Annotated in this window: 27 protein-coding genes and 2 tRNA genes; 18 read left to right on the forward strand and 11 right to left on the reverse strand. The window is 71.3% G+C overall.

What is annotated here, in order from left to right:
* Positions 1–28 precede the first annotated feature (28 nt).
* Positions 29–1,054 (reverse strand): M48 family metallopeptidase, encoded by a 1,026-nt coding sequence (locus ABZ470_RS40450; RefSeq protein ID WP_184715434.1) that lies wholly within the window; start codon positions 1,052–1,054, stop codon positions 29–31.
* A 74-nt stretch (positions 1,055–1,128) separates the two neighbouring features.
* Between ABZ470_RS40450 and nadD the strand changes: the two genes are divergently transcribed.
* The 5 genes from nadD to ABZ470_RS40475 all read left to right on the forward strand — a co-directional run bounded on the left by nadD (position 1,129) and on the right by ABZ470_RS40475 (position 6,434).
* Entirely contained in the window at positions 1,129–1,797 is a 669-nt protein-coding gene (nadD, locus tag ABZ470_RS40455; RefSeq protein WP_352016344.1) for a nicotinate-nucleotide adenylyltransferase, read from the forward strand.
* A 90-nt stretch (positions 1,798–1,887) separates the two neighbouring features.
* Entirely contained in the window at positions 1,888–2,295 is a 408-nt protein-coding gene (gene rsfS, locus ABZ470_RS40460) for a ribosome silencing factor (RefSeq protein WP_362918405.1), read from the forward strand.
* Positions 2,292–2,924: a histidine phosphatase family protein gene (locus tag ABZ470_RS40465; protein ID WP_362918407.1), complete on the forward strand. Its 633-nt coding sequence runs from the start codon at positions 2,292–2,294 to the stop codon at positions 2,922–2,924. Before rsfS ends, ABZ470_RS40465 begins: the two co-directional genes overlap by 4 nt.
* Before the next feature lie 121 nt (positions 2,925–3,045).
* Positions 3,046–3,118, forward strand: a tRNA-Ala gene (locus tag ABZ470_RS40470).
* Between the two features lie 133 nt (positions 3,119–3,251).
* Positions 3,252–6,434 carry a BTAD domain-containing putative transcriptional regulator gene (locus ABZ470_RS40475; RefSeq protein WP_362918409.1) on the forward strand — a complete coding sequence of 1,061 codons (3,183 nt, stop codon included), beginning with the start codon at positions 3,252–3,254 and terminating at the stop codon, positions 6,432–6,434.
* Positions 6,435–6,443: 9 nt separating this feature from the next.
* Here the strand turns inward: ABZ470_RS40475 and ABZ470_RS40480 are convergent, their stop codons facing one another.
* Positions 6,444–7,802 (reverse strand): ATP-binding protein, encoded by a 1,359-nt coding sequence (locus ABZ470_RS40480; protein WP_362918411.1) that lies wholly within the window; start codon positions 7,800–7,802, stop codon positions 6,444–6,446.
* Positions 7,799–8,476, reverse strand: coding sequence for a response regulator transcription factor (locus tag ABZ470_RS40485; RefSeq protein ID WP_352016339.1), 678 nt, complete (start codon positions 8,474–8,476; stop codon positions 7,799–7,801). Before ABZ470_RS40485 ends, ABZ470_RS40480 begins: the two co-directional genes overlap by 4 nt.
* A gap of 50 nt (positions 8,477–8,526) precedes the next feature.
* Between ABZ470_RS40485 and ABZ470_RS40490 the strand changes: the two genes are divergently transcribed.
* Positions 8,527–9,246: a hypothetical protein gene (locus ABZ470_RS40490; protein WP_352016338.1), complete on the forward strand. Its 720-nt coding sequence runs from the start codon at positions 8,527–8,529 to the stop codon at positions 9,244–9,246.
* 7 nt (positions 9,247–9,253) lie between these two features.
* Here ABZ470_RS40490 and ABZ470_RS40495 read toward each other — a convergent pair whose 3' ends face one another.
* Positions 9,254–9,751: a DUF523 domain-containing protein gene (locus ABZ470_RS40495; RefSeq protein WP_352016337.1), complete on the reverse strand. Its 498-nt coding sequence runs from the start codon at positions 9,749–9,751 to the stop codon at positions 9,254–9,256.
* 87 nt (positions 9,752–9,838) lie between these two features.
* Between ABZ470_RS40495 and ABZ470_RS40500 the strand changes: the two genes are divergently transcribed.
* The 7 genes from ABZ470_RS40500 to ABZ470_RS40530 all read left to right on the forward strand — a co-directional run bounded on the left by ABZ470_RS40500 (position 9,839) and on the right by ABZ470_RS40530 (position 15,368).
* Positions 9,839–10,201, forward strand: coding sequence for a hypothetical protein (locus ABZ470_RS40500; RefSeq protein WP_362918413.1), 363 nt, complete (start codon positions 9,839–9,841; stop codon positions 10,199–10,201).
* Positions 10,198–10,578 carry a hypothetical protein gene (locus tag ABZ470_RS40505; protein ID WP_362918415.1) on the forward strand — a complete coding sequence of 127 codons (381 nt, stop codon included), beginning with the start codon at positions 10,198–10,200 and terminating at the stop codon, positions 10,576–10,578. Before ABZ470_RS40500 ends, ABZ470_RS40505 begins: the two co-directional genes overlap by 4 nt.
* A 60-nt stretch (positions 10,579–10,638) precedes the next feature.
* Positions 10,639–11,322 carry an SRPBCC family protein gene (locus ABZ470_RS40510; protein WP_362918417.1) on the forward strand — a complete coding sequence of 228 codons (684 nt, stop codon included), beginning with the start codon at positions 10,639–10,641 and terminating at the stop codon, positions 11,320–11,322.
* Positions 11,323–11,591: 269 nt separating this feature from the next.
* Positions 11,592–12,755 carry an MFS transporter gene (locus ABZ470_RS40515; RefSeq protein ID WP_352016333.1) on the forward strand — a complete coding sequence of 388 codons (1,164 nt, stop codon included), beginning with the start codon at positions 11,592–11,594 and terminating at the stop codon, positions 12,753–12,755.
* A 106-nt stretch (positions 12,756–12,861) separates the two neighbouring features.
* Positions 12,862–13,701 (forward strand): metal-dependent hydrolase, encoded by an 840-nt coding sequence (locus ABZ470_RS40520; protein ID WP_362784369.1) that lies wholly within the window; start codon positions 12,862–12,864, stop codon positions 13,699–13,701.
* Positions 13,702–13,843: 142 nt separating this feature from the next.
* The gene (locus tag ABZ470_RS40525; RefSeq protein ID WP_362918419.1) at positions 13,844–15,274 is read left to right on the forward strand and encodes an MFS transporter; all 1,431 of its coding nucleotides are present in this window, start codon (positions 13,844–13,846) and stop codon (positions 15,272–15,274) included.
* 21 nt (positions 15,275–15,295) lie between these two features.
* Positions 15,296–15,368 (forward strand) — tRNA-Ala (locus ABZ470_RS40530).
* A 120-nt stretch (positions 15,369–15,488) separates the two neighbouring features.
* Here ABZ470_RS40530 and ABZ470_RS40535 read toward each other — a convergent pair.
* From ABZ470_RS40535 to ABZ470_RS40565, 7 genes are all read right to left on the reverse strand, one after another.
* Positions 15,489–15,959: a S26 family signal peptidase gene (locus tag ABZ470_RS40535; protein ID WP_352016330.1), complete on the reverse strand. Its 471-nt coding sequence runs from the start codon at positions 15,957–15,959 to the stop codon at positions 15,489–15,491.
* Positions 15,956–17,830: an ABC transporter ATP-binding protein gene (locus ABZ470_RS40540; protein ID WP_362918421.1), complete on the reverse strand. Its 1,875-nt coding sequence runs from the start codon at positions 17,828–17,830 to the stop codon at positions 15,956–15,958. The genes ABZ470_RS40535 and ABZ470_RS40540 overlap by 4 nt, the downstream gene beginning before the upstream one ends.
* Positions 17,827–18,384 carry a TlpA disulfide reductase family protein gene (locus tag ABZ470_RS40545; RefSeq protein WP_352016328.1) on the reverse strand — a complete coding sequence of 186 codons (558 nt, stop codon included), beginning with the start codon at positions 18,382–18,384 and terminating at the stop codon, positions 17,827–17,829. Before ABZ470_RS40545 ends, ABZ470_RS40540 begins: the two co-directional genes overlap by 4 nt.
* A 45-nt stretch (positions 18,385–18,429) precedes the next feature.
* Positions 18,430–18,939 (reverse strand): MauE/DoxX family redox-associated membrane protein, encoded by a 510-nt coding sequence (locus ABZ470_RS40550; RefSeq protein ID WP_362918423.1) that lies wholly within the window; start codon positions 18,937–18,939, stop codon positions 18,430–18,432.
* Positions 18,940–19,034: 95 nt separating this feature from the next.
* A complete protein-coding gene (locus ABZ470_RS40555; protein WP_352016326.1) occupies positions 19,035–19,244 on the reverse strand; it encodes a hypothetical protein in 210 nt (69 codons plus the stop codon).
* A gap of 32 nt (positions 19,245–19,276) precedes the next feature.
* Positions 19,277–19,441, reverse strand: coding sequence for a hypothetical protein (locus ABZ470_RS40560; protein ID WP_362784356.1), 165 nt, complete (start codon positions 19,439–19,441; stop codon positions 19,277–19,279).
* Positions 19,442–19,930: 489 nt separating this feature from the next.
* Positions 19,931–20,473, reverse strand: coding sequence for a hypothetical protein (locus ABZ470_RS40565; RefSeq protein ID WP_362918425.1), 543 nt, complete (start codon positions 20,471–20,473; stop codon positions 19,931–19,933).
* Positions 20,474–20,536: 63 nt separating this feature from the next.
* Between ABZ470_RS40565 and ABZ470_RS40570 the strand changes: the two genes are divergently transcribed.
* The 5 genes from ABZ470_RS40570 to ABZ470_RS40590 all read left to right on the forward strand — a co-directional run bounded on the left by ABZ470_RS40570 (position 20,537) and on the right by ABZ470_RS40590 (position 24,561).
* Positions 20,537–21,427: a hypothetical protein gene (locus ABZ470_RS40570; protein ID WP_362918427.1), complete on the forward strand. Its 891-nt coding sequence runs from the start codon at positions 20,537–20,539 to the stop codon at positions 21,425–21,427.
* A gap of 66 nt (positions 21,428–21,493) precedes the next feature.
* Complete coding sequence (locus ABZ470_RS40575; RefSeq protein ID WP_352016322.1) at positions 21,494–21,763, forward strand: metal-sensitive transcriptional regulator; 270 nt, start codon at positions 21,494–21,496, stop codon at positions 21,761–21,763.
* A gap of 127 nt (positions 21,764–21,890) precedes the next feature.
* Positions 21,891–23,228, forward strand: a complete 1,338-nt coding sequence (locus tag ABZ470_RS40580; protein WP_362918429.1) for a rhodanese-like domain-containing protein — start codon at positions 21,891–21,893, stop codon at positions 23,226–23,228.
* Positions 23,225–23,794 carry a rhodanese-like domain-containing protein gene (locus ABZ470_RS40585; protein WP_352016320.1) on the forward strand — a complete coding sequence of 190 codons (570 nt, stop codon included), beginning with the start codon at positions 23,225–23,227 and terminating at the stop codon, positions 23,792–23,794. Before ABZ470_RS40580 ends, ABZ470_RS40585 begins: the two co-directional genes overlap by 4 nt.
* Entirely contained in the window at positions 23,791–24,561 is a 771-nt protein-coding gene (locus tag ABZ470_RS40590) for a sulfite exporter TauE/SafE family protein (protein WP_362918431.1), read from the forward strand. The genes ABZ470_RS40585 and ABZ470_RS40590 overlap by 4 nt, the downstream gene beginning before the upstream one ends.
* The last annotated feature ends 45 nt before the right edge of the window (positions 24,562–24,606 follow it).

The following is a 24,606-nucleotide window of genomic DNA, read 5'->3' on the forward strand; positions in this document are numbered from 1 at the left end:
TTCCAGACCTTTTCAGGGAGCCACGCCCTCAGTTGCCGTCGCGGCGGGCGAAGCGGTTGAAGATGCGCTCACCCGCGTTGACCGCGCCCTCGGCGACGTCGCGAAGGACGCCGATGAAGGGGTCCTGCGACTGGGACCAGGACTCGCGGTAGGAGCGGGCGGCGGCCCTGACCTCCTCGGAGATCTTGGCGTTCGCGTCGTCGGCCCGGCGGGGGTAGTCGCCGGAGAGGATGGTCTCGTACTCGCCGCTGCGGCGCCACTTGTCCAGCTCGGCCACCCGGGAGACGGCGAACGGGTGGGTCGTGCCGAGCAGGTTGAGGACCTTGAGCAGGCCGTCGCGGACGTCACCGGCCGTGTCGTACTCGCGGGCCTGGTCGAGGAAGGCCTCGATGTTCATCTCGTGCAGGCGGGAGCCGCCGGCGAGCTTCATCAGCGCGCGCAGCGCGGCCTCCGGGTCCTGGCCGCAGAGCAGACCGCCGCGGTCGGCCGACAGCTCCGACTTGCGGTGCCACTCCTCAAGGCCGGCGACGATCGCGCGCAGCCCGATGTAGCCGAGCGGGATCCAGGCGACGCGGGTGGCCAGACGGGTCAGGATGTCCAGCATGGTGCGGTAGACCGCGTGGCCGGACAGGATGTGCGCGGTCTCGTGGCCGACGACGAAACGCAGCTCCTCGTCGTCCATGAGGTCGAGCAGGCCGGTGGTGACGACGATGAACGGGTCGTCGAACCCGATCGCCATGGCCTGCACCTGCGGGCTCTGCTGGACGTACACCTCGGGAATGCGGTGCAGGTCCAGGGTGTAGGCCGCGTCACGGCCCATGTCGTGCAGTGTGCGGAACTGGGTCTCGCCGGTGCGCACCGCGGAGGCGAGGTAGATCAGGCGCAGGCGGCGCTCACTGATCAGGCCGGACATCTGCTTGAGAACCGTGTCGAACCCACTGAGCGAGCGCAGGGCTACCAGCGCGGACCGGTCGGCGGGATGTTCGTAGGCACGTGAGCTTACGCCGGGAAGCTGCACGCGATTGCGATCCGGGGTGGTGGTCATGTCCGGCATGCTACGTCGGGCCCGCCGGGCATGCGCGGGGGGTGATTAAAAGCCGGGTACGGCTTACGCGTATGGTCCGTTTCATGATGAAAGCGGCCAACGGCACGGGGAAGAGACGCCTGGGAGTCATGGGCGGCACCTTCGACCCCATCCATCACGGGCACCTCGTCGCCGCCAGTGAGGTCGCGCATCACTTCCACCTCGACGAGGTGATCTTCGTGCCGACGGGGCGGCCGTGGCAGAAGGCCGACAGGACCGTCTCGGCCGCGGAGGACCGCTATCTGATGACGGTCATCGCGACCGCCTCGAACCCGAGTTTCTCGGTGAGCCGGGTGGACATCGACCGCCCCGGGCCCACCTACACCATCGACACCCTCAGGGAGATCGCCGCGGCGGGGGGAGCCGACGTCGAGCTGTACTTCATCACCGGGGCCGACGCGCTGTCGCAGATCCTGGGCTGGCACGACGCCGACGAGCTCTTCACCATCGCGCACTTCGTCGGGGCCACCCGGCCCGGTCACATCCTGCGCGACCCCGGGCTGCCCGAGGGCAAGGTGAGCCTGCTGGAGATTCCGGCGCTGGCCATCTCGTCGTCGGAGTGCAGAGAACGTGTCTCTTCCGGACAACCCATCTGGTATCTGGTCCCTGACGGTATTGTGCAGTACATCAACAAACGCGGCCTTTACCGTCATGTGCGCTCTTCGCCGGACCATCAATCCGTTTGCGACGTGGAATCGGGTGGCACACGATAGGCGTTGTACCCGAAGGCGGCTCTTCGACAGGCGTTCGATCGGGCACCCTGATAGGTGACAGCGCCGACTACTGGAGGACTAACCGAAACCGTGACCGCAACCGACAGATCCGTCCAGCTCATCAGGATCGCCGCCGAGGCCGCGGCCGACAAGCTGGCCGACGACATCCTCGCCTATGACGTGAGCGACCAGCTCGTCATCACCGACGCCTTCCTGCTCTGCTCCGCCACCAACGACCGTCAGGTCCGCTCCATCGTCGACGAGATCGAGGAGCGGCTGCGCGTCGAGGCCCACGTCAAGCCCGTCCGCCGTGAGGGAGAGCGTGAGGGCCGCTGGGTTCTCCTCGACTACGTCGACATCGTCGTGCACGTCCAGCACGAGGAGGACCGCACCTTCTACGCCCTGGAGCGGCTGTGGAAGGACTGCCCCGCCATCGCCCTGCCCGACAGCGTCGCGCAGGCCGCCGCCCAGCGTGCCCGCCCGGCGGTAACTGAGTGAGCCGCCGTGTCGTCTGCCTGAGACACGGCCAGACGCTGTGGAACGTCGAACACCGCTTCCAGGGCCACAGCGACATCCCGCTCGACGAGACCGGCGTCGCCCAGGCGGCCAGGGCCGCCTCGCTGCTCGCCGCGCTCCGCCCCACCATGATCGTTGCCTCCGATCTCCAGCGGGCCTACGACACCGCCTCCGCGCTCGGCCGTCTCACCGGTCTGAGCGTGTCGGTCGACAAGGACCTGAGGGAGCGGGGCGGCGGTGAGTGGGAGGGGCTCACCCGCGAGGAGATCTCCGCCGGGTGGCCCGAGCAGTACGCCGCCTGGGAGGCCCCCGGCGGTGAGGAGGTCGCCGACGTCGCCGCGCGTGTCTCGACCTCCATCCGCAGATGGGCCGAACGGCTCGACGAGGACGGCCTGCTGGTCGTCGCCTCCCACGGAGCGGCGATCCGGCTCGGCATCGCCCATCTGCTCGGCCTGCCTGAGGATCTCTGGTCCGCCCTCGGCGGCCTGGGCAACTGCTCCTGGTCGGTGCTGGAGGAGGGACGCAGGGGCTGGCGCCTGATGGAGCACAACGCCGGAACCCTCCCCGAGCCCGTCCAGAGCGACGACAGCCCCGAGGTGACGCAGAGCTGACCCCTCGTACGGCTCACGCCCGGTGAAGGGCGAGAGCCGTACGGTCGTCGATTAGGTGAACCCCCGGGTGTCCTTGTATGCTTCCCAAGCGCCGCAACGAGAGCACTCGGAGCGGTGACCAGGGGCTATGGCGCAGCTGGTAGCGCGCCTCCATGGCATGGAGGAGGTCTGGGGTTCGAATCCCCATAGCTCCACAGGACAGGCGAGATCCCGTCCGATCAGCTGATCGGACGGGATCTCGTGTTTTCTGCAGTTCTTCGGCGGTGGGCAGACAGGCCTGAGACGCCCTGATCCGTGGGGCGGGGCCGGCGCACGATAATCGATGACATGTGGTTCGGCTTGCTCGGCGCGACGGAGATCAGGGACGCCGAGGGCGGCCCGGTCCCCGTCGGCGGGCCCAGGACGCGCGCGCTGCTGGCGCTGCTGGCCCTCGACGCGGGCCGGGTGGTGACCGTCGAGCGGCTGATCGACGGCCTCTACGGTCAGGAGACGCGTGGCAACGCCGCCAACGCGCTGCAGGCTCAGGTCTCCCGGCTCAGGAGACTGCTCGGGCACGCCGGGACGGTCGAGTTCACCCCCGCCGGTTACCGGCTCGCGGTGAGCCCGCAGAAGGTGGACGTTCACCGGTTCGAGGCACTGGCCGCCCGGGGACGGCGAGCCCTGGAGGAGGGGGACGCCCCGCGCGCGGCCGGCCTCCTGCGCGAGGCGCTGGCCCTGTGGCGGGGGCCCGCGCTGTCCGACGTGGACGGTGCCCCGTTCGCGCGCGGGCAGGCCGTACGGCTTGAGGAACTGCGGCTCTCGGCCGTGGAGGAGCGGGTCGAGGCGGAGCTCGCCATGGGCGGGCACCGGGCGCTGGTGGCCGAGCTGACCGGCCTGGTGGCCGCGCACCCGTTGCGGGAGCGGCTGCGGGGTCAGCTGATGCGGGCACTGTACGGCGGTGGCAGGCAGGCCGAGGCCCTGGCCGTCTACGAGGAGGCCAGAGGACTCCTCGCCGAGGAACTCGGCGCCGATCCGTCGGCGGAGCTGGCCGCCACGCACCTGGCCGTGCTGAGGGCGGACCTCTCCCTTCTCTCCGGGCCGGTGGTGCCCGCCGCTCCGGAGAGGCACGCGCTCACGGCCCAGCTCACCAGCTTCGTGGGCAGAGGGCGGGAGCTTGAACGGGTCGGCGCGCTGCTCGAACGGGCACGCCTGGTCACCGTCACCGGGCCGGGAGGGGCGGGCAAGACCCGGCTGGCGGTCGAGGTGGCCACCCGGCACCCGGGGGAGGTCCGGTTCGTCGACCTCGCGCCGTTGAGCCGGGACGCGGAGGTGCCCCAGGCGGTCTTCGACGCCCTCGGGCTGCGCGAGGCGTGGCTCACCCCCGGACTCGGCAGACCGGGAGGCGACGCGGTCGAGCGGATGGTCGCGGCGCTCGCCGCACGGAGCGTCCTGCTGATCTTCGACAACTGCGAGCACCTCGTCGAGGCCGTCGCGGCGCTCGCCGGGCGGCTGCTCGGCGCCTGTCCCCGGCTGCGGGTCCTCGCCACGAGCAGGGAGGCGCTGGGCATCACCGGCGAGAGCCTGTGCCCGATCCCCGCGCTCGCGGTGCCGCCGAGGGGAACCCCGGCGCGGGAGATGCCCGGTTACCCGGCTGTCGAACTGTTCGCCGACCGGGCCGCCGCCGTGCTGCCCGGGTTCACCGTCGGGGAGGACAACGCCGAGGCCGTGGGACGGATCTGCCGGGCACTCGACGGTCAGCCCCTGGCGATCGAGCTGGCCGCGGCCAGGCTGCGTTCCCTGCCGGTCGGCGAGGTCGCCGCCAGGCTGGACGACCTGTTCGGGCTGCTGTCGCGCGGCAGCCGTACCGCGCAGCCGAGGCACCGCACGCTCAGGGCGGTGGTCGAGTGGAGCTGGGACCTGCTGGGGGCGGAGGAGCGGGCGCTGGCCGGGCGGCTGACCGTCTTCGCCGGGGGCGCGACGCTTGAGGCGATCCGCGCGGTGTGCGGGCTGCCGGACGGCGGCACGGTCGAGGCGCTCACCGGCCTGGTGGACAAGTCTCTTGTGGAGGTCTCGGGAACCCGCTACCGCATGCTCAACACGATCAGGGCGTTCTGCGCGGAACGGCTCGCTGAGGCGGGGGAGACCCGGCGGACGCGGCGCGCGCACGCGGAGTACTTCCTCGGCCTGGCGGTACGGGTCGAGCCACGCCTGATCACCGCCGAGCAACTGGAGTGCCTGGCCGCGCTGGACGCCGAGCGCGACAACCTGCACGCCGCGCTCCGCCACGCCACCGAGGCGGGGGAGGCGGAGCGGGGGACGGCGCTGCGGCTGCTGGCGCGCCTGACGACCTACTGGTGGCTGCGGGGACTGCGCAGCCAGGGGGCGGCGCGGGCCGAGGAGCTCCTGCGCGGGATCGGCCCGCATCCTCCGGAGGGGCTGGAGGAGGAGTACACCGTGGGCGTCCTGAGCATCGCCTCCGGCGGGCCGCGCGGCGAGTTCGACGCCCATCTGGGCAACGCCGTCGCGACGATGCTGGCCGGGGGCCGTCCGCCCAGGCAGCCCTTCATGACCATGTTGCTCGGCATGGCCATGGGCATCCCGGAGGCACACACCGCGAACCTGGACGACCGGTGGTACGGGCTGGTCGGCACCGACCCGTGGAGCCGGGCCCTGAACCACCTCGGCGAGGGGCTCGTGGCGGCCTACACCGGACGGCTCGGTGAGGCGGAGGACAGCCTGTCCGCCGCGCTGGCCGGTTTCCGGGCGGTCGGAGAGCGGTGGGGGACGTCGGTCGCGCTGTCCGAGCTCGCCAAACTGGCCTCCTGGCGCGGAGAGGCCGAACGGGCGTGGGCGTTGTGCGACGAGGCCCTGCGGACGGCCCGTGAGCTCGGAGCCGAGGAGGACGTCGCCGGGACCCTGTGCCAGCGGGCCGGTGTGCGCCTGCAGACGGGGGATCTCCGGGGGGCCGCGGAGGACGCGGAACGGGCCGCCGTGCTGGCGCGCCGTACGGGGGCCTCCGAGGTGTTCGCCCTCACCCGTCACGTGCTGAGCACCGTCGCCAGGGCGCGGGGGGAGACGGCACGGGCCAGGAGCCTGGCCGAGGAGGCGCTCGCCGGGTGCCCCTCCGGGTGGTTCGGCGGCGAGGAGGCCCGGGCCACGATCATGATCGGTCTCGGGCTGACCGCCGAGGCGGAGGGCGTCGCGGGGGAGGCGCTGGCGTGGTACCGCCGGGCGCTGGCCTCCACGGCGGACCTGCACAACGTGACGATGACGGCCCTGGTCGTCGAGCTGATGTCCGGGGTCGCGCTGCTTGAGGGCGACCCGGCCAGGGCCGCCCTGCTGCTGGGCGCGGGTACGGCGGTGCGTGGAACCGCGTCGGCCGGTGACGTGGACGTGGTCCGGCTCGCCGGGGCCGCCAGACGCGCGCTCGGCGACCGGGCCTACGAGGAGGCGTACGGCCAGGGCGCCCGTATGACACGTGAGGAGGCGCTGGCGATGACCGGGGCCGGTGTTTCCGGAGAACCCGCCTGACGGCGCGGGTCAGTCCTGGGCGTCCTGCGTGGCGTCCTTCCTGCGCGGCCAGCGTCTGGCCTGGGGGCGCCGGGCCGTACGGAAGAGGGGCTCGTACTGGTCGGTGCGCAGCCACAGCTGCACATGGGCGCCGCCGAGGACCGAGGAGTCGATCCGCAGCGCGCCACCCGAGCCCTCGGCGAGCCTGCGGGCGATGTCCAGACCGAGGCCGGTCGAGCCCGCGCCGCTGGCCCCGCGCCGCAGCGCCGCCTCGGGGTCGGCGATCCCGGGGCCCGCGTCGGCGATCAGGATGCCGACCGCGTCCGGTCCCTGGTGCAGCGTCACCGTGAACGCGGTGCCCTGGGGGGTGTGCCGGAAGACGTTGCCGAGCAGCGCGTCGACGACCGCGCTGAGCTCGGTCGCCGCGACCGGGATCCTGACCGGCTCCGTGGCGCCGATCAGCTGCCAGGGCCGTTGCTGGTCGTCGGCCAGCGCCGACCAGAAGGTCAGCCGCTCACGCAGTACGTGGGCCGCGTCGCAGTGGACGAGGGCGGGGGCCCGTGAGGGCTGCCTGGCGGCCGCGATGATCTCGTCGACCTCGGCTTCGAGACGGCCCAGGGCCCGGCGGCTCTGTTCGGCCTCCGGGCCCAGGTGGTCCAGGCTGAGACGTAACGCGGTCAGCGGCGTGCGGAGCCGGTGCGAGAGGTCGGCCGCCATCTCCCGTTCCGCGGCGAGCAACTGGATCACCCGGTCGGCCATGGCGTTGAACGCCTCGCCGACCGCGACCAGCTCCGTGGGCCCCTCGGGGGCGATCCTGACGGTGAGGTCACCGGCTCCCAGGGAGGTCGCCGCGTTGCCGAGACGCTGGGAGGCGCGCACCAGTCGGGCCCCCAGCCGGTCGGCGACGAGCACGGAGCCCGCCATCAGCACCAGCGCCACCCCGGTCAGCACCGCCCAGGAGACGGCGACCCCTCTGGTGAGTTCCTGGACGGGTACGAAGATCTCGATGACCGCGGTCCTGCCGTTCTCCAGGGTGACGGGGCGAAGCAGCAGGGAGTCGTCGCCCAGCTCGTCCGAGGTCGCGGCGCGGGTCAGCCGGACCGCCGTGGCGACGGTCAGCGCCGAGGCCCTGGGGGTGCCGATCTTCCTTCCGTCGGGCAGGTGGAGCGCGATGCGCTCCGGCTGGCCCGTGCTGGCGACCGCGCGGGCCAGCCGGGCCGGCGTGGTGGTGATGGCCAGTACCGGGACCAGCGCCGAGGCCTGCCGTTCCGCCTCGGCGATCGCCCGGTCGTGCGCGATGTCCCTGACGATGATCCCGAACGGGACCAGGAAGGCCAGGGCGATCATCGAGGCGCCGGCGAGGGCGAGCAGGGCCAGGGTGCGTCTCACGACGGTGTGATCAGCATGACGCCGACGCCGCGCACGGTGTGCAGATAGCGGGGGGCGGAGGCGCTCTCACCGAGCTTGCGCCGCAGCCACGACAGGTGGACGTCGATGGTCTGGTCGTCACCGTAGGACTGCTGCCACACCTCGGTGAGCAGCTCCTTGCGCGGGACGACCCGGTCGGCGCGGGCCGCGAGGTAGGCGAGCAGGTCGAACTCCCGCCGGGTCAGCGAGAGAGGCTCCCCGCCCAGGGAGGCCTCACGCCGGTTGAGGTCGACCGAGAGCGCGCCGACGCGCAGCACCGGGGGCGGCCCCGCGGCCCGGGCCCTGCGCAGCACCGCGTCGAGCCGCGCGTTGAGGTGGTCGCCGGAGAACGGCTTGACCAGGTAGTCGTCCGCGCCCGCCTCCAGCAGGCGGACGATCTCCGCCTCGTCGTCCCTGGCCGTGGCCACGATGACCGGAACGCTGGAGACGCTGCGGACCATCTTCAGCGCCTCCGACCCGTCCAGGTCGGGCAGGCCGAGATCGAGGATCACCGCGTCGGGGGGATTCTGGGTGATCTCCCGCAACGCGTCGAGCGCACGTCCCGCGCTGCGCACGGCGTGTTGGCGCCTGCCCAGTTCCTGGATCATCGCGGAGCGCACGTACTCGTCGTCTTCTACCACGAGAACCGTCGCCATACGACGTAACCGTAGTGAACAAAGAAGCACATGAGGTAATAATTCACCGCATGAGGCAAACCTGGGGATTCGTTGTGGTCTGGTGTGCTGCCACGGTCCTGGCTGCCGGGATCACCTGGCTTGGTGTCCGTGACGTGCTGACCAGCCAGGTTTTCGACGACGCGAGGGTCGAGTCCCTGGACGCGGAGCTGTCCCGGATAGGGGCCGTCGCGATTCCCTCGAAGCCGCCGACCGGCACGGCCGTCGTGACGGGCCCGCCGAGCGCCTCTCCCCAGGGCAGGCGCACCCCGGGGGCCTACGTCTCCCCCCTGGGCCGCCGCGGCACCTCCCACCCGCGGGCCACCGGTCTGCCGAAGGGCGACACGAAGGGGTCGGTCGGATCCAGGCGGATCTCCGGCCACGAGCGCCAGACGGACGACTCCCCGGCCAAGCCGACCGCGACCGGAACCCCGACCCGGACCACGACCAAGCCCCCGGCCAAGGCGCCGACCGCAACGCCCGAGCCGGAGAAGGCCTCCGCCACTCCCAGCCCCACGCCCCACCTCGCGGCCGAGGGCGGGACCAAGACGGTGAGCTCGAAGAACGGCTCCGTCGCCTTCAGCATCGAGGGGGGCGTGTGCCGGGTGGTCTCCGCCAACCCCAACCCGGGCTACGAGGCCAAGGTGACCCAGGCCGAGGGATGGATCAGGGTGGACCTGGTCCAGGGGGAGCACGGTTCGGCGATCTACTGCGTCGGAGGGGAGAGCCGCACCGACGTGTGGGAGTACTGAGAACGCCTCAGGATCGCGACAACTCGCGCAGCCGTACGGCGGCGGCGGGAATCCTGTCCTCGCCGAACACCGAGACGCCGTGCTGTTCGAGCAGGGCGGTGGTGACCCCGGCACCGGCCAGCCGCCCGCCGCCGAAGGTGCCGTCGTGGATGGTCAGGCTTCCGCAGGAGGGGCTTGCCTCCTTCAGGATCGCCACCCGGGCGCCGCAGGAGAGCGCGGCGGCGAGCGCCGCCCGCGCCCCGGTGAGGAAGGCCTGGGTGACGTCGGTGCCGTCGGCCGTGAGCACCCGGGCCGCCCCGGCGAGCACGGCCGCGCCGCCCGCCCCGCCCTCGATCTCGGCGGGAGGACGCGGCACGGGCAGGCCGCCCTCGACCTCGGGGCAGAACGGCACCAGCCGTCCCTCGGCCCGCCAGGCGGCCAGCAGCGCGTCACCGCTGGTCTTGGCGGCCCCGTCGTAGCGGACCCGCCGTCCCATGAGACAGGCGCTGACCAGGATCGTCTCCACGTGTCCAGGGTATGCGGAAGCGGAGAGGAAGGCGGCGGCACCGGGCAGTAACCTACTGCCCATGCCTCCTGCCACGGTGATGTCCCGATGATCGGCCCGCTCGCGACCGCCCTGATCATCCTTGCCCTGGTCATCGTGCTGTCCGCCATCGTGGCCGCGGGCCGGAACAGGCCGATGGGCACCGTGCTGCTCGTCATGCTCGCGCTGCTCGAACTCGGCCTGCTCGTCCAGGCGGGCCTCGCGGTCGCCGGGGTGATCGGGGGCAGGGGGCCGGCGGAGACGGCGACCCTGATCGGCTACCTCGCGGGGACGCTGGTGATCCCGCCCGGGGCGGTCTTCCTCGGCCTCGCCGAGCGTTCGCGCTGGGGGTCGGCGGTGGTCGCGGTCGGCGCCTTCGCGGTCTGCGTCATGGTGGGACGGCTGCTGCAGATCTGGCAGGGGACGGCATGAGCGAACCGGTGATCGGCTCGGGGCCGGGACGCGCGCTGGTCGCGGTCTACGGTGTCTTCGCCCTGGCCGCGGGCGCGCGTGCCGCGGTGCAGATCGCGACCCGTTTCGGTGAGGCGCCGCTGGCCTACTCGCTGTCGGCGTTCGCCGCGCTGGTCTACCTCGTGCTGGCCGTGGCGCTGGTCAGGGGGAGGCGGGGCCTCGCCCTGACGGCCTGCGGCGTCGAGCTGGCGGGCGTGATGGTCGTCGGCACGCTGAGCCTGGCCGACCCCGAGGCCTTCCCGCACGCGACGGTCTGGTCGGGCTACGGCAGCGGTTACGTGTTCATCCCCCTCGTGCTGCCGCTTGTGGGCCTTTACTGGCTTTTGCGGCGTAAGTAGTTATGTCCGCGGATCGTCGGGCAGGTCGGCCTACCGAACCCACGAGAGGGAGGCAGACCTGTGAGCACGATCGAACAGTCCGTCGATGTGAACGTCCCGATCAGGACGGCCTACAACCAGTGGACCCAGTTCGAGACCTTTCCCGAGTTCATGGAAGGCGTCGAATCGGTCAGGCAGCTGAGTGACACCCGTACGGCCTGGGCCGTGGAGATCGCGGGCGTCCACCGTGAGTTCGAGGCCGAGATCACCGAGCAGCACCCGGACGAGCGGGTGGCGTGGAAGTCCCTGGACGGCCCGCACCAGGCGGGGGTGGTGACCTTCCACCACCTGTCCCCGGAGACCGCCCGTGTCACGCTCCAGATGGAGTACGAGCCGGAGGGCTTCGTCGAGACCGCGGGTGACTGGCTGCAGCTCGTCCGGCTCCGGGTCCGGGGCGACCTGGAACGCTTCAAGACGTTCATCGAGTCGCGCGGCGGGGAGAGCGGCTCCTGGCGCGGTGAGGTCCCCGCGCCGCACGACCGTCCGGCCGGTTACGGCGCCGACGGTGGCGCGACCGTCACCGACAGGCCGGAGGGCGGCGCTGGGAACGGCGGTTACGGATACGACGATCCGGTTCCGCCGCGCACGGTCGGCAGGGAGTATCCGCCGTCCTCCCCGCTCGCCCCTCCCGGTGGCGGCCCGCTGCCCGGGGCGGGCAGGCGGCCGGGCGAGGAGCCGCCCGCCATGCCGGGCCCGCGCGTCTGAGCCGGTCATCGCCCTGAACTGACGGGAAGGAAGCCGGATCACGCCCTGTAAAGGAGGGCGTGATCCGGCTTTCACAGTGTCAGGGCTTTGGGCGGGGCGCACATTGCCAGGAACAAACCAAGTTTTAGGTCCTGTTACAGTTGGAGTCAGCCAATCATCCTACGATTGGGTGAATCGATTGAAGGAGGACTGAACCCCGCATGAGCGTGCTAACCCATCAGACTCGGGGCCGCACCGGTGGAACGACGGGATCTCTCGCCTGGTTGCTCGTGCTGGGAATCGTCCTCGCCGCACTGAACCTGCGCACCGCGGTCACCAGTGTGGGACCGGTGCTCGACCGCATCTCCTCCGGCCTCGGCATGTCGGGCGTCGGAGTCGGGCTCCTCACCACACTACCCGTTCTCATCTTCGCCTCGGTCGGCGCCGTGACACCGGCCCTGGCCAGGAGGATCGGCGAACACCGGCTGCTGCTGACCGCCCTGGTCGCCCTGGGCTCCGGACTGCTCATCCGCGCGATGGTCGGCTCGGCCGAGGTCTTCCTCTTCAGCAGCGCGCTGGCGCTGTCCGGCGGCGCCGTGGGCAACGTGCTCATCCCCACCCTGATCAAGCGCCACTTCCCCGGCCGGGCCGGGACCATGACCACCGTCTACACCACCGCCCTCGCGGCCGGCACGATGCTCGCGGCCGCCGCGACCGTCCCGATCGAACGGGCCGCCGACGGCAACTGGCACGTTGCCCTCGGGGTGTGGGCGGCGCTGGCCGCTGTCGCCGCCATTCCGTGGCTTGCGCTGTCGCGCAGTGAGCCGGAGCGGGACACGGGCAGCAGCGATCTCGGTCCCCGGAGCCTGGTCAGGAGCAGGCTCGCCTGGGCCGTCGCCGCCTACTTCGGCACGCAGAGCATGGTCGCCTACATCATGTTCGGCTTCCTGCCGAAGATGCTCATCGACGGTGGCTACACCCCCGGACAGGCCGGGCTGACGCTGGGCGTCTTCACCGCGATCGGCATCCCGGTCTCCATGGTGGTGCCGTGGATCGCCTCGAAGTTCGCCGACCAGCGGCCCGTCGTGGCGGCCTTCGTGGTCTTCTACACGATCGGCTTCCTCGGCCTGTGGCTCGCTCCCGTCAACCTGGCCTGGCTGTTCGCCGTACTGGTCGGGATCGGGATGGGATCGTTCCCGCTGGCGCTGACCATGCTGGCCCTGCGCACCCGGACCCCCGAGGCCACCGCCGCTCTGTCCGCCTTCGGACAGAGCGCCGGATACCTCATCGCGGGCGCGGGTCCTCTGGTCGTCGGTGTGATGCACGAGGCCAGCGGAGGCTGGACGCTGTCGTTCCTGCTGCTGTTCGCGGTCGTCGGCGTGCAGCTGGCCACCGGCTGGTACGCGGGCAGGGCGCGCTATCTGGAGGACGAGAAGGGCGTCCCCGCCCTCTGATACCCCCTTCCTCCGCCGTATGGCCCGTGCCTCCTCAGGGGTGGCGCGGGCCATACTCGTTTGGCTGAGATGATGAGGGAACCAACAGGGGCAGAAGGGGGAAACGGTGATCGAGGGATCGACGCTTGTCAGCTATCCGGCGGGGGAGACCGGGGGCCGCTCCACAGTCGTGGCGAGGGTCCCCGTGGGGGAGGAGCACGGGACGGTCGTGGCCGAGACCCCCTTCCATCCGCTCGACCACACCTGGCCCGACCAGCCCGCGGACCGGGGGACCATCGCCGGGATCGCGGTGACCGACTGCGTGACCGGGGCGGTGGCCGACGGCGAGCAGCGGATCCACCTCGGCGAGGACATCCCGGTACGGCGCGGCAGCTCCGGGTGGAGCTGGCTGGTCGTCCACGTCACCCGGGAGCCGGTCCCCGACGGGGAGGTCGAACTCGCCGTCGACGCCGAGTACCGTCACGCGCTCTCCACGGGGCACACCGCCTGCCACCTCGCCGCGCTCGCGCTCAACGCGGCGCTGGCAGACCGGTGGCGCAAGGAGATCTCCGCGGACGGCCTGGGCAACCCCGACTTCGACCAGACGGCCATTGCCTCCTCGCGAATCCTGCCCGGGGGCAGCCTCGACGTCTATCGCCTCGGCAAGTCGCTGCGCCGCAAGGGCTTCGTCACGGAAGGGCTGCAGGAGAGCCTTCCGGAGATCACCGGGAAGGTCTGCGACACGCTGAAGGAGTGGGTCGCGGCCGACGCCGAGGTCCGGATCGAGAGCCCCGGGCGCGAACTGACCGCGCGCCGTACCTGGCGCTGTGGCCTGCCCGAGGGAGAGGTGACCATTCCGTGCGGCGGCACCCACCTGCCGAGCACCTCCCGGCTCGGCGCCGTCACCGTGTCCTTCGAACTGTCCCAGGACGGCACCGAGCTCACCATGCGCACCACCGCGGGCTGAAGGCGGCGCTCCCCGGGAGTCCACGGACATGGCGCCCAAGGCGTATCACGCCACCCGTGACGCGACATGACCCAGTAGATGACGTTTTCTGACGAGCATTTACCATCTCATTGCCGCAAGCCGATGGGAAAAGAGGGGGAGCATGGCAGGAGTGGCCGTCGCCGGACCCGGTGCCGTGATCCGGAGCAGACAGCTCTGGCTCACCCTGCTCGCCCTCTCCATGGCGGGGATGGTCGTCTCCGTCCAGCAGACCGTGGTCATTCCGCTGCTGCCGAGGATGATGGCCGGCTTCGGTGTCTCGGTCGACGAGGTCGCCTGGGTCTTCACCGCATCGCTGCTCGTCGGCGCGGTGGCCACGCCACTGCTGTCCCGCCTGGGGGACATGTACGGCAAGAAGCGGATGATCCTGTTCACCGTCGGCTTGCTCGTCCTGGGCTCCGTGATCTGCGCCGTCTCGCTCACGCTGCCGGTGCTGATCGTGGGCCGTGCCCTGCAGGGAGCCTCCGCGGCGCTGATCCCCCTGGCCATCGGCATGATCAGGGACAGCTTCCCGGCCCAGAAGGTGATGACCGCGATCGGCGTGGTCAGCGCGACCATGGGCATCGGCGGCAACCTCGGCATGATCGTCACCGGCGTCATCGCCGACCGGACGCCCAGCCACCACCCGGTCTTCTGGATCACCGCCGGACTCGGCGTGGTCGCGATGGTTCTCATCGCCCTGAGCGCCCACGACAGCGGAGCCCGCGCCGGGGGCCGCCTCGACCTCGTCGGCGCGTTGCTGTTGTCGATCTGGCTGGTCTGCCTGCTGCTCGCGGTGTCCAAGGGAAACGACTGGGGATGGGGATCCCCCCAGGTGGTCGCCCTGTTCGCGGCCACCGCGGTCGTCTGCGCGGTGTGGGTGTTCAGCCAGCTCAGGCTCAGGGCGCCGATGGTCCGTCTCGACCTGCTCGTCGGCCGCCGGTCGCTGCCGGCCAACCTGGCCGCGCTGCTGCTCGGCTTCGCGATGTTCGGCTCCTTCACGCTGGTCTCCAGCTTCGTCCAGACCCCCTCCTCGGCCGGGTACGGCTTCGGCGGATCGGTCCTCGACGTCGGCCTCTACGCCCTGCCGAGCACCGTCACCATGCTGGTGTCGTCCTTCATGGCGGGACGGATCTCCGGACGCCTCGGCCCGGCGCGTTCCCTGGCCGTCGGCGCGGCCATCACGGCGGCGGCCTTCGGCTGGTTCGCGATCTTCAACGCCTCGGTCTCGGACCTGATCGTCGCCAACACGCTGCAGGGGCTCGGGTTCGGGGTCGCCTACGCGGCCCTCGGGGCGCTGGCCGTACAGCATGTGCCGATGGACCAGAGCGGCATCGCCAGCGGGGTCAACTCCCTGGTCCGCTCCATCGGAGGCAGCGCCTCGGGGGCGGTGACGGCCGCGCTGCTGACCTCGATCACCGTCGCGGGCACGGCCGTCCCCGCCCGCGGCGCCTACGTGCTGTCCTTCACGATCGTCGCGGTGAGCGCCGTCGCCTCCGTCCTGGTCGCCCTCGTCGCCGCCGCGATGGCACGAGGGGTCCCGGAAGTCGGCTAAGATTTCTTCTGCACCACACAAGGGGCTATGGCGCAGCTGGTAGCGCGCCTCCATGGCATGGAGGAGGTCTGGGGTTCGAATCCCCATAGCTCCACAGCGAAGTGGTCGACGAAGATCCCGCCTGATCGGTCCGATCGGGCGGGATCTTCGCTTTCCGGGACGGCGAGGCCGTCGAGGGGCGTTTCGCGGTCCGGTGGTGACGGTCCGCCTCCGATCACGGCCGCGGGAGCCGCCCGGCTCTCCTGCGGACGGCCACGCCGAGGATCCGGTCGCCGGAGTACAGGCCGACCTGACGTGAGTCGTGACTCTCGCCGGCGTCGCCGAACACGATCAGCGAGTTCTCCGGGACGGTCTCCCGGCCGTCCGACGCGGCGCGCGCCGACACCGGGATCCGGTCGCCGGGCAGCGCCACCACCCGTTTGACCTTCCACCGTGTACGCGGTCGTGCGGGCGCGACGACGACGACGCCCCTTGGGTGAACCGGGCGGGGCGGCTCCAGGACCACGATGTCGCCGACCTTCAATCCGGTGATGCGGCACCGCCGTACCAGGAGACGGTCTCCCGGCTGGAGGGTCGGCGTCATGCTGGTGCCGCTCACGGTCACCAGCACCCAGCGCCGCCGCAGACGGGCGAGAAGGACGGCGGACGCGGCGAGGACGGAGACCGAGGTGAGAAGTCCGATCACGAGGAGACCGCCTGCGGTTCCTGCCCGGTGTCGTAACCCAGCGCCTGCAGGAGGAAGAGCCGGGCGTAGTCGCCGTCCACGGTCATCAGTTCCTCGTGCGTGCCCTGTTCGGTGATCCGGCCGTCGGCGAGGACGACGATGCGGTCGGCCATCCGGACGGCGTTCAGCCGGTGAGAGATGATCACGCTGGTGGCGCCGTGCCGGTGCTCGACCAGCCGCCGGTGGATCGTGTGCTCCGCCTCGGCGTCCAGGCCCGAGCTGGGCTCGTCGAGGACGAGCAGATCCCGCCTGCCCCGCATGAGGCCGCGCGCGAGGGCGAGCCGTTGCCACTGGCCGCCGGACAGTGTCACACCCGCCGTCCTGCCGTCCGACCGGGAGTTCATGAAGAAAATCCTGCTCAGGAGCGTGTCATATCCGTACGGCAGGCCCGAGACGGTCTCGTGGGCCTCCGCGGCGGTCGCGGCGGCGCGGATCCTGTCGCGGTCCTCCAGCGCCGTCAGGTCGCCGATGCCGATGTTCTCGGCGGCGGTGAAGTCGTAGTTCATGTGGTCCTGGAAGACCGTGCCGATCCGGTCACGCAGTTCCGCCACCGGAATGAGACGGATGTCCACCCCGTCCCAGGTGATCGTCCCGCGCGTGGGCTCGTACAGCCGGCACAGCAGCTTCACCAGGGTGCTCTTGCCGGCGCCGTTCACGCCGACCACGGCGAGCAGGGCACCGCGGGGGATGCGCAGATCGACGCCGCGCAGCACCCACGGCTTGTCGGCGTCGTAGCGGAACCAGACGTCCTTCAGCTCGATCGCGTCCCTCAGCGGCAGGGCGGGCAGCGGGGAGTCCGGCCTCGTCAGGTCGGGCCCCGCGTTCAGGACGGCGAGATAGTGGCCGAACTGCAGGAGCCCCTGGTGCCCGCTCGCCAGTAACGTGATCAGCCCGGACAGCCCGGACTGCACACCCGCGACCGCCGCGACGAAGACGACCACGTCGCCCGGGGTCAGCTCGCCCACCCGGGCCAGCTGGACGGCCCAGACCAGCCCGCCGCCGGACACCGCGGCGGCGAGCGCGGCCAGGCCCACCTGAGCGCGGAAGGCCCGCCGGTCGAGTTCGTGCTCCGCGCCGTTGACCTGTCGTAGTTCGGCCAGCATCCGTTTCCGCATGAAGTCGCCCAGGCCGAACAGCCGGATCTCCTTGGCCGCCGCGCGGTCGGTCATGAGCTGGGAGTAGAACAACTCCCGGCGCGCGTTGGGGCTGGTCGTCCAGAGCATCTCACCGCGCCTGCGGCTCAGGGCCAGCTCGGAGACCACGGCGGGCACGGCCGAGAGCACCACGAACCCCGCCATGACAGGACGCACCGCCAGTAGCGTTCCGGCGAACCCGATCATGGTGACGGCGGCGCGTACGCCTCCCAGCGCCGCGTCGAGGACGATCTGCGGCGCCGTCCCGCTCGCCTGCCGTGCCAGGCCGATGCGGTCGTGGAACTCGGGATCCTCGAACCGGGCCATACCCTCGAAACGAGACAGCGCCTCATACAGCCGGTCCCGGGTGCGGAACCGGATGCTCCGGCCAAGCTCCGCCTGCACGTACCGGGAGAGGAACGGCAGCGTCGCCGTGAGCAGTCCCAGGCACGCCAGCAGGACGGCCTGCGTCACCAACCGGCCGACGGGCACCCGCTCGGCCGACAGCCCGTCCAGAACGTACTTGGTCAGCCAGGCGACGCCGACCGGCGCGGCGCCCGTGACGAGCGCGGCGGCCAGATAGGTCAGCAGCAGGGCCGGTCCGGCGTGCCACGCGACGCCCAGGGCGGCGACCGCTCTCTCCCGCCAGGTCGCCTCACCGCCGACGTGGCCGGCGGTGAGGCCGAGTCCGCTCGTCACCGCGCGGGGACCTGGGGTGAGGCCAGCTCGCGGACGCTCACCGCGCTCGTGCGCACGGTGCCGTCCCGGTCGAGCAGGACGAACGTGGGTGAGCCCTGTACGCCGAACGCGCCGGTCACCGGACCGTCCTGCGGCTCCACGACCACCCGCGCCACCCGGCCTACGGCGTCGATGATGTCGGCGCCCTGTTCCAGGGTGCCGGAGACGACCACCAGTTTCCGCTCCGGGCCGCCGGGCATGGCGGCGGCGTACTCGACGAAACGGGGAACCTCCTCCCGGCAGGACGGGCACCCCGTGGAGAAGAAGCCCGTGAACAGGGGAGTTCTCAGATCGCGCAGGGACACGGTGGCGCCGTCGAGCGCCGTCGCCTCGAAGTCGGCGACGCGGTATCCGGACTCCGGCGACGACCTGCGCTCCACGAGCCGGTCGAGGCCGGCCCGTGCCCATTTCGCCTCGTGGTCCCGTAACCGGCGCAGGACCGCGAGCGACAGTAGCAAGTTGAGCAAGCCCAGAAAACCGACGACGACCACAGCGGCGATCAGTACGGCATCCATCGACACTCCCAGCCTGAGAGGACCTGCAAAGAATTCAGCGGACGTTCAGCGGACAAGGATCAGCGCCACGAGGTCGTCGTAGGCGATGACCAGCGTGGCCAGGACGACGGCCACGAAACCGGAGAGGAGCATGGCGGTCACGTCGAGTCCGCCGGAAGCCAGGAGGGTCCCTGCCATGCCCGCCGCCGCGACGGACAGGAGGATCACGTTGCGCACCACGTGCCGCACACCCAAGGGCTGATCGGACGCGCCGAAGCACCGGCAACTCGTCGTCGCGCCCCGCCGTACGGCCGAGCCGATCGCTCCCGTGAAGGCCGCCAGCAACATCGCGGCGAGTCCCAGGCCCACGGGAGCGGTGGCGTCGATCAGCATCAGCGACGTGGAGACCAGTTCGCCCGCGATCACCGCACCCGAGACGGCGGAACTCCAGCGCGGGGCCACACCGAACTCACCGACCGCGGCGCGGAACCGCGCCAGATCACCTCGCCCGCGTAACTTACCGGCGACGGCGGCGAGGAAAACCAGGGCGAGAGACAGGCGGCATATGAAACTCAAATATGCCACCGATATCACGAGCCTCCCGCTGAACGGGGGCGGTGTGATTGCGGGAACATTTCAGAGGAAATGCGTGCCGTCACGGGATTCGCCGTTCAGCAGAACCACGGTCCGTGATCGCAGCCTCCGGCGGTACACGTCCCGATGCGGTACCAGTCGCTGCAGCCGCCGGGGCCGCAGATCTGCTGCCAGAGTTCGCAGTTCTTGCAGGTGCACCGCAGATATGTCGGGTCGGCGGACGCCTCGGCCCGGGGGGCGGTCAGGGAGAGGAGCGTGTCCCCGACCCTGTTCAGCAGACGAGTCATGTGAACCTCCAGGGGTTTGAGATGGGGAAACCTCAGCAGGAGTAGACGCCGGTCGGCTTGGTGCACCCTCCGGCGAGGTACCAGTCGCTGCAGCCGCTGGGGCCGCAGATCCGCTGCATCAGCCCGCACGTGTCATTGCAGTAACACTGCAGATATGTCGGGTCGGCGGACGCCTCGGCCCGCGGCGCCGCCATCATGAGCATAAGATCGCCCGCGGCTCTGAACATACGAACCATTTCGCTTCCCTCGGGTCGGTGATTTATCGAAATCATAATTATGTGTGACCGGCCGATCCAGGAGCTTTTCTGCCATACATGGGCGGTCGGCTGCCAAATCCGAACCCGAAGGATTTCTCCGGCCGTAGCCGGGCGGGGGAGCGGTCATATGCTCGATTTCGAGCAATCGTGCGGTGGCGACGACGTCCGGCAGGGCGTGTGCGAAAGACCGTCACAGTGGCCGCAGGCCGGACACCGGGGGGTTCGGGACCGCCGGGCGCTCAACCGGCGCGGTTTCGGAGGCGAGCCGAACAAGGAGGCCGGTGCGCCGGGGCCGCCGTCTCGCTGGACCACCGCGCATCCCGGGGACGATCTCACGGATCGCTCCGCCAAGCGTGAGCCGGTAGGACCCGGTCGGGCCGTGTTCAGCCTCGGCCCAGGGCGGTTCGAAGGGACTGACGGGGCCCGGGGTCACCCGCTGATCGGTTCGTAGGCGCCTCCCCACTCGTTGAGCAGGACGAAGCCGGGCGATGTCACCGTCTCCATGAGGAGGGTCAGCGCGTCCGTCGTCGACGGGAGGCGCAGCCCGAGCAGTCCGGTCAGCGAGGTGCGGCACGCGTCGAGGTCGATGTCGTGGTCGGCGTACTCCTCCTCCAACTCCGGAGCCACCGACGACATCGCTTCGAGCCCGCCGGAGACGCGCCAGACACAGTCCCTCCAGTACGGAACCTGCACGATCAGCTGGATCGCGGAGGTCAGGTCACCGCCGATCAGCCCGGCCTGCCCCTCGGAGTCGGCGTAGAGCACGGGCCGCCGCCCGGCCGCGTCCCCGCAGAGGAAGTACGTCCCGCCCGCGCCGTCACCGGCGACCGCCTCAAGGGCCTCTCCGGACTGCAGCGTCACCTTCTCGACGTGGTCGGTGCGGGAGACGTCGAAGTCGAACGGCCAGGTCAGCAGTTCGGCCGCGGCCGGAGTGCGGTGGATGAGGCCGAGCAGGGGGTCGGGGTGCGTCATGGGGAGCACCGTAACAGTCGTTCGCGGGGCGAACCGGTCATCCCAGTCGCGCGTCTACTGATCATGAGATTGCTCCCGATCGCGCTGCTCGTCGTGCTCGTGACGGCCTGCGGTCCCGGACGCGCGCCGGTCACCGACGACGAGTTCGCCGCCCGTGCCCGCGAGGTCGTCGAACACTGGCGGGGCTCGGCGGAGCGGGAGGCCTGGGTCTCGGGGTTCGTCCCGCTGCGGAACCTGACCCTGGAGCCGGACTGGAGGCACACACCCCGCTGGGTCGGACGGAGCGCGATCAACAGCGTCTGGAGGCTGGAGACCGAACTGCCGTCAGGGACGCCCGCCCCGGCGAGGTTGCGCTGGGCCGACGGAGGCTCGCTGGAGGTGCCGGTCCTGACGGCGGATGCCGCCTACGCGGGGCTGAGCAAGCCCAAGTCCTTCGCCGACGAGAAGTGCCCGGCCGAGGGCTGCCGGCCGTTGAGCGTGGTCGCGGTGGCGCGGGGCGAGGCCACGGTGCCCAGCAGCAGGGGAGAGGTACGGGTTCCGACGTGGGACTTCACCGTGCGGGGCGTGCCGGAGCCGTTCCGGCGGGTGGCGGTCGACCCGGCCGCGATGGGTGGGCCGCCCCGGCCGCTGGACGACGGGATCCAGGAGGTGGACACCTACGAGGCGAGCGCGCCGACCGAGCTCCGGCTGAGCTACCTGCACGGCGACTGCGACACGACGTACGGCTCGCGTGTCCACGAGACGCCCGAGGCGGTGGTCGTGGACGTCGACGTCCGGGACGACGACGACGTGAGGATCTGCCCCGACGTCGGCAGGGCCGGCCGGATCGACGTCACGTTGCGCGAGCCCCTGGGGCGCCGGGTGGTGCTGGACTCCGGCAGCGGGGTGCCCCTGCTGCCGGAGAGCAATGTCCGCCTGATCGAGTTCCGGAACTACGACCCACGCCGTTCCTAGCGGGAGTTTCGGCCGTTGACATGCGCTGATTTGCCGAAACGGACACCCATACATACCCTAGGGGGTATGGAGCTGACGGAATCGATGGTGGGCGACGCCGTGACACGGCTGCGCCGTGCCCATGGGCAACTCGCGGGTGTGATCTCGATGATCGAGGCGGGGGAGGACTGCGTGAAGGTCCTGACCCAGCTCGCGGCCGTGTCCAAGGCGCTCGACCGGGCGGGGTTCAAGATCGTGGCCAGCGGCCTGAAATGCTGCCAGGACGCCCAGGCCCGTGGTGAGGAGGCTCCGATGAGGGTCGAGGAACTGGAGAAGCTCTTCCTGGCCCTGGCCTGAACCGAAGGGCGGCGAACGGTGGGGACACCCGCTCGCCGTGTGTCCCATGTATACCCCCCCGGGGTACTCAGTCCCTGCTCATGTCTCACTGATACCCCCCGGGGTATTTGCCAAAGGAAGGACCACGATGGAGGTCATCTCGTTCCGCACGCCCGGTCTCGGCGACCAGAGTCACCTGCTCGTCCACGAGGGGCGCGGTGTCCTGGTCGATCCGCAACGCGACATCGGCCGCTTCCTGGACGTGGCCGCCGAACGCGACGTCGAGCTGCGCTTCGTGCTGGAGACCCACCTGCACAACGACTACGTCTCGGGAGGCGGACAGGCGGCGCTGCGCACCGGCGCCGAGCTGGTGCTCCCGGCGGCCGCCGCGGCGGCGTACCCGCACACCCCGGCCTTCCATCTGGAGGACATCGACGGTGGGAACGGCCTGACCATCCGCCCGATGCACACGCCCGGCCACACGCCGGAGCACACCGGCTACCTGGTGCTGATCGACGGCGAGCCCGTCGCGGTCTTCTCCGGCGGCAGCCTGCTGGTCTCCTCCGCGGGGCGGCCTGACCTGCTCGGACCCGAGCGCGCCCGCACCCTGGCCAGGCTGCAGTACGGCTCGCTGCACCGGCTGGCCGCGCTGCCCGGTGAGGTGGACCTGTTCCCGACGCACGGCGAGGGATCCTTCTGCAGCGTGTCCGGCGTCGGCCGCCACACCTCCACGATCGCCGACGAGCGACGGGACAACCCGCTGCTCGCGCTGCCCGACGCCGAGGCCTTCGCCGACGAACTGCTGGCCGCGCCGATGCCCATCCCGGCCTTCTACGCCCACATGGGACCGGCCAACCTTCTCGGAGCGCCCGCCATGCCGGGCCTGCGTCCGCCGGAGACAACGGTCGAGGAGATCCCCGAAGACGCGCACGTCGTGGACGTCCGCCCGCGTGCGGTGCAGGCGGCGGGGTTCCTGCCGGGATCGACCGGCATCGCGCCCGGCGACGACTTCGGCAGCTGGGCGGGCTGGCTGGTGCCGTACGGAGAACCGATCGTGCTGGTGGCGGAACCCGATCAGGACGTCACCGAGGCCCTCACCCAGCTGGCCAGGATCGGCGTCGACGACGTGCGCGGCGTCGTCCGCGACCTCGGCGGGCACGCGAGCGCCGGCTTCGAGCTGCTCGGCCTGACCGACTTCCTCGAAAGGATGCCCGGAGCCCGGGTGCTGGACGTGCGCATGCCCGGCGAACGGCGGGCCGACCCGCTGCCCGGCGCCGTCGAGCGATTCCTGCCGGACCTGCTCACCCAGGGCGTCCCCGAACAGCTGCGGGGCGAGCGGCAGGTGCTGGTCGTCTGCGGTTCGGGCCGCCGGGCCTCGATCGCCGCCACCGTCCTCACCCGCCACGGCCTGCACCCGGTCGTGCTCGGCGACGCGGGCGCCTCGCAGGTGGCGGCGGCCCTGGCCGGAAAGGGGGAGGTGCGGTGAACGCCGTCGACGTGGCCACCGTCCGGGCGCTGACCGCGGCCCGGGAGACCGAAGGCGCCGTGCTGCTGCTGGACGTGCGAACCCCCGCCGAGTTCGAGAGCGCGCACATCGACGGGTCCGTCAACGTGCCCCTCGACCGGCTGGAGGCGTATCTGCCGCAACTGGCCGGCGCGATGACCGGCCGGAGCGTGCTCGTCTGCCAGTCCGGCGGACGAGCCAGGACGGCCCAGGACAAGCTCACCGCCGCCGGGCTGCGCGGGACGGCCGTCATGACCGGCGGGCTGAACGCCTGGATCACCTCGGGGGCGCCCGTCAACCGGGGACGGCGCCGCTGGAGCCTGGAGAGGCAGGTCCGCCTGGTCGCGGGGCTGCTGGTCCTCGGCTCCGTCACGCTGAGCCTCTGGTGGGCACCGGCCCTGTTCGTCACGGCGTTCGTCGGCGCAGGGCTCGGCTACGCGGGAGCCAGTGACAACTGCATGATGGGCATGCTGCTGGCCCGCCTGCCGTACAACAGGGCCGGTGCCGGTGATCCCGCCGCCGCGCTCGCGCGGGCCTGTCGGCGATGACTCTCACCGTGGCCCTGGTGCTGGCCGGCGCGGTGGTCGTGGGCGTCAGCCTGGGACTGCTCGGCGCGGGTGGCTCGGTGCTGGCCGTGCCGGTGCTGGTCTACGGCGCGGGCCAGCCGGTGGCGGTGGCCGTCCCGACCTCGCTGGCGGTTGTGGCGATCTCCAGCATGGGGGCGCTCGTCCCACGCCTGCGCCGGGGACAGGTCCGCTGGAGCGTCGCGGCGGTGTTCGCCGCGGGAGGCGTGCCTGCCGCCCTCGCCGGGGCGGTACTCGGCCGTGGGCTGCCCGGCGAACTGCTGCTGCCCGCGTTCGCGGTCATCATGGTCGTGGTCGCCGTGCGGATGCTGCGCGACGCGGAGTCGACCGGCGGCGCCTGCCGTACCACGGCGGGGCGGGTGAACCGCCGCCGGTGCCTGCCGAGGGCGCTGGCCGCGGGAGGCGGTGTCGGGGTGCTGACCGGGGTGTTCGGCGTCGGAGGGGGGTTCGCCGTCGTCCCCGCCCTGACCCTGCTCCTCGGCCTGACCGCGACCGATGCGGTGGGGACCTCGCTGGTCGTCGTCGCGGTCAACTCGGTGGCGGGGTTCGCCGGGCACGCGGGCACGCGGCTGGACTACGGCCTGGTGCTGCTCTTCGCCGGTGGGGCGCTGCTCACCTCGCTGGTCGCCGGGCGCCTGGCCACGCGGCTGCCCGCCGACCGGATCCGGCGCTGGTTCGCCTGGACCGTCCTGGCGCTGGCGCCGCTGGTCGCCGCGGGCGCGTGGATCTAGGACCGGGATCGGCGTCACCGTGGAGAAGGGGATCCGTCCAGGTGA

The sequence above is a fragment of the Streptosporangium sp. NPDC020072 genome, assembly GCF_040631445.1.
GTDB lineage: Bacteria > Actinomycetota > Actinomycetes > Streptosporangiales > Streptosporangiaceae > Streptosporangium.

Coding starts and splice junctions, on each gene's coding strand:
- ABZ470_RS40450 (WP_184715434.1), bottom strand. CDS start 1,054: ATGCCGGACATGACCACCACCCCGGATCGCAATCGCGTGCAGCTTCCC.
- nadD (WP_352016344.1), top strand. CDS start 1,129: ATGATGAAAGCGGCCAACGGCACGGGGAAGAGACGCCTGGGAGTCATG.
- ABZ470_RS40475 (WP_362918409.1), top strand. CDS start 3,252: ATGTGGTTCGGCTTGCTCGGCGCGACGGAGATCAGGGACGCCGAGGGC.
- ABZ470_RS40485 (WP_352016339.1), bottom strand. CDS start 8,476: ATGGCGACGGTTCTCGTGGTAGAAGACGACGAGTACGTGCGCTCCGCG.
- ABZ470_RS40490 (WP_352016338.1), top strand. CDS start 8,527: ATGAGGCAAACCTGGGGATTCGTTGTGGTCTGGTGTGCTGCCACGGTC.
- ABZ470_RS40500 (WP_362918413.1), top strand. CDS start 9,839: ATGATCGGCCCGCTCGCGACCGCCCTGATCATCCTTGCCCTGGTCATC.
- ABZ470_RS40505 (WP_362918415.1), top strand. CDS start 10,198: ATGAGCGAACCGGTGATCGGCTCGGGGCCGGGACGCGCGCTGGTCGCG.
- ABZ470_RS40525 (WP_362918419.1), top strand. CDS start 13,844: ATGGCAGGAGTGGCCGTCGCCGGACCCGGTGCCGTGATCCGGAGCAGA.
- ABZ470_RS40545 (WP_352016328.1), bottom strand. CDS start 18,384: ATGGATGCCGTACTGATCGCCGCTGTGGTCGTCGTCGGTTTTCTGGGC.
- ABZ470_RS40555 (WP_352016326.1), bottom strand. CDS start 19,244: ATGACTCGTCTGCTGAACAGGGTCGGGGACACGCTCCTCTCCCTGACC.
- ABZ470_RS40560 (WP_362784356.1), bottom strand. CDS start 19,441: ATGATGGCGGCGCCGCGGGCCGAGGCGTCCGCCGACCCGACATATCTG.
- ABZ470_RS40565 (WP_362918425.1), bottom strand. CDS start 20,473: ATGACGCACCCCGACCCCCTGCTCGGCCTCATCCACCGCACTCCGGCC.
- ABZ470_RS40570 (WP_362918427.1), top strand. CDS start 20,537: ATGAGATTGCTCCCGATCGCGCTGCTCGTCGTGCTCGTGACGGCCTGC.
- ABZ470_RS40575 (WP_352016322.1), top strand. CDS start 21,494: ATGGAGCTGACGGAATCGATGGTGGGCGACGCCGTGACACGGCTGCGC.
- ABZ470_RS40580 (WP_362918429.1), top strand. CDS start 21,891: ATGGAGGTCATCTCGTTCCGCACGCCCGGTCTCGGCGACCAGAGTCAC.
- ABZ470_RS40590 (WP_362918431.1), top strand. CDS start 23,791: ATGACTCTCACCGTGGCCCTGGTGCTGGCCGGCGCGGTGGTCGTGGGC.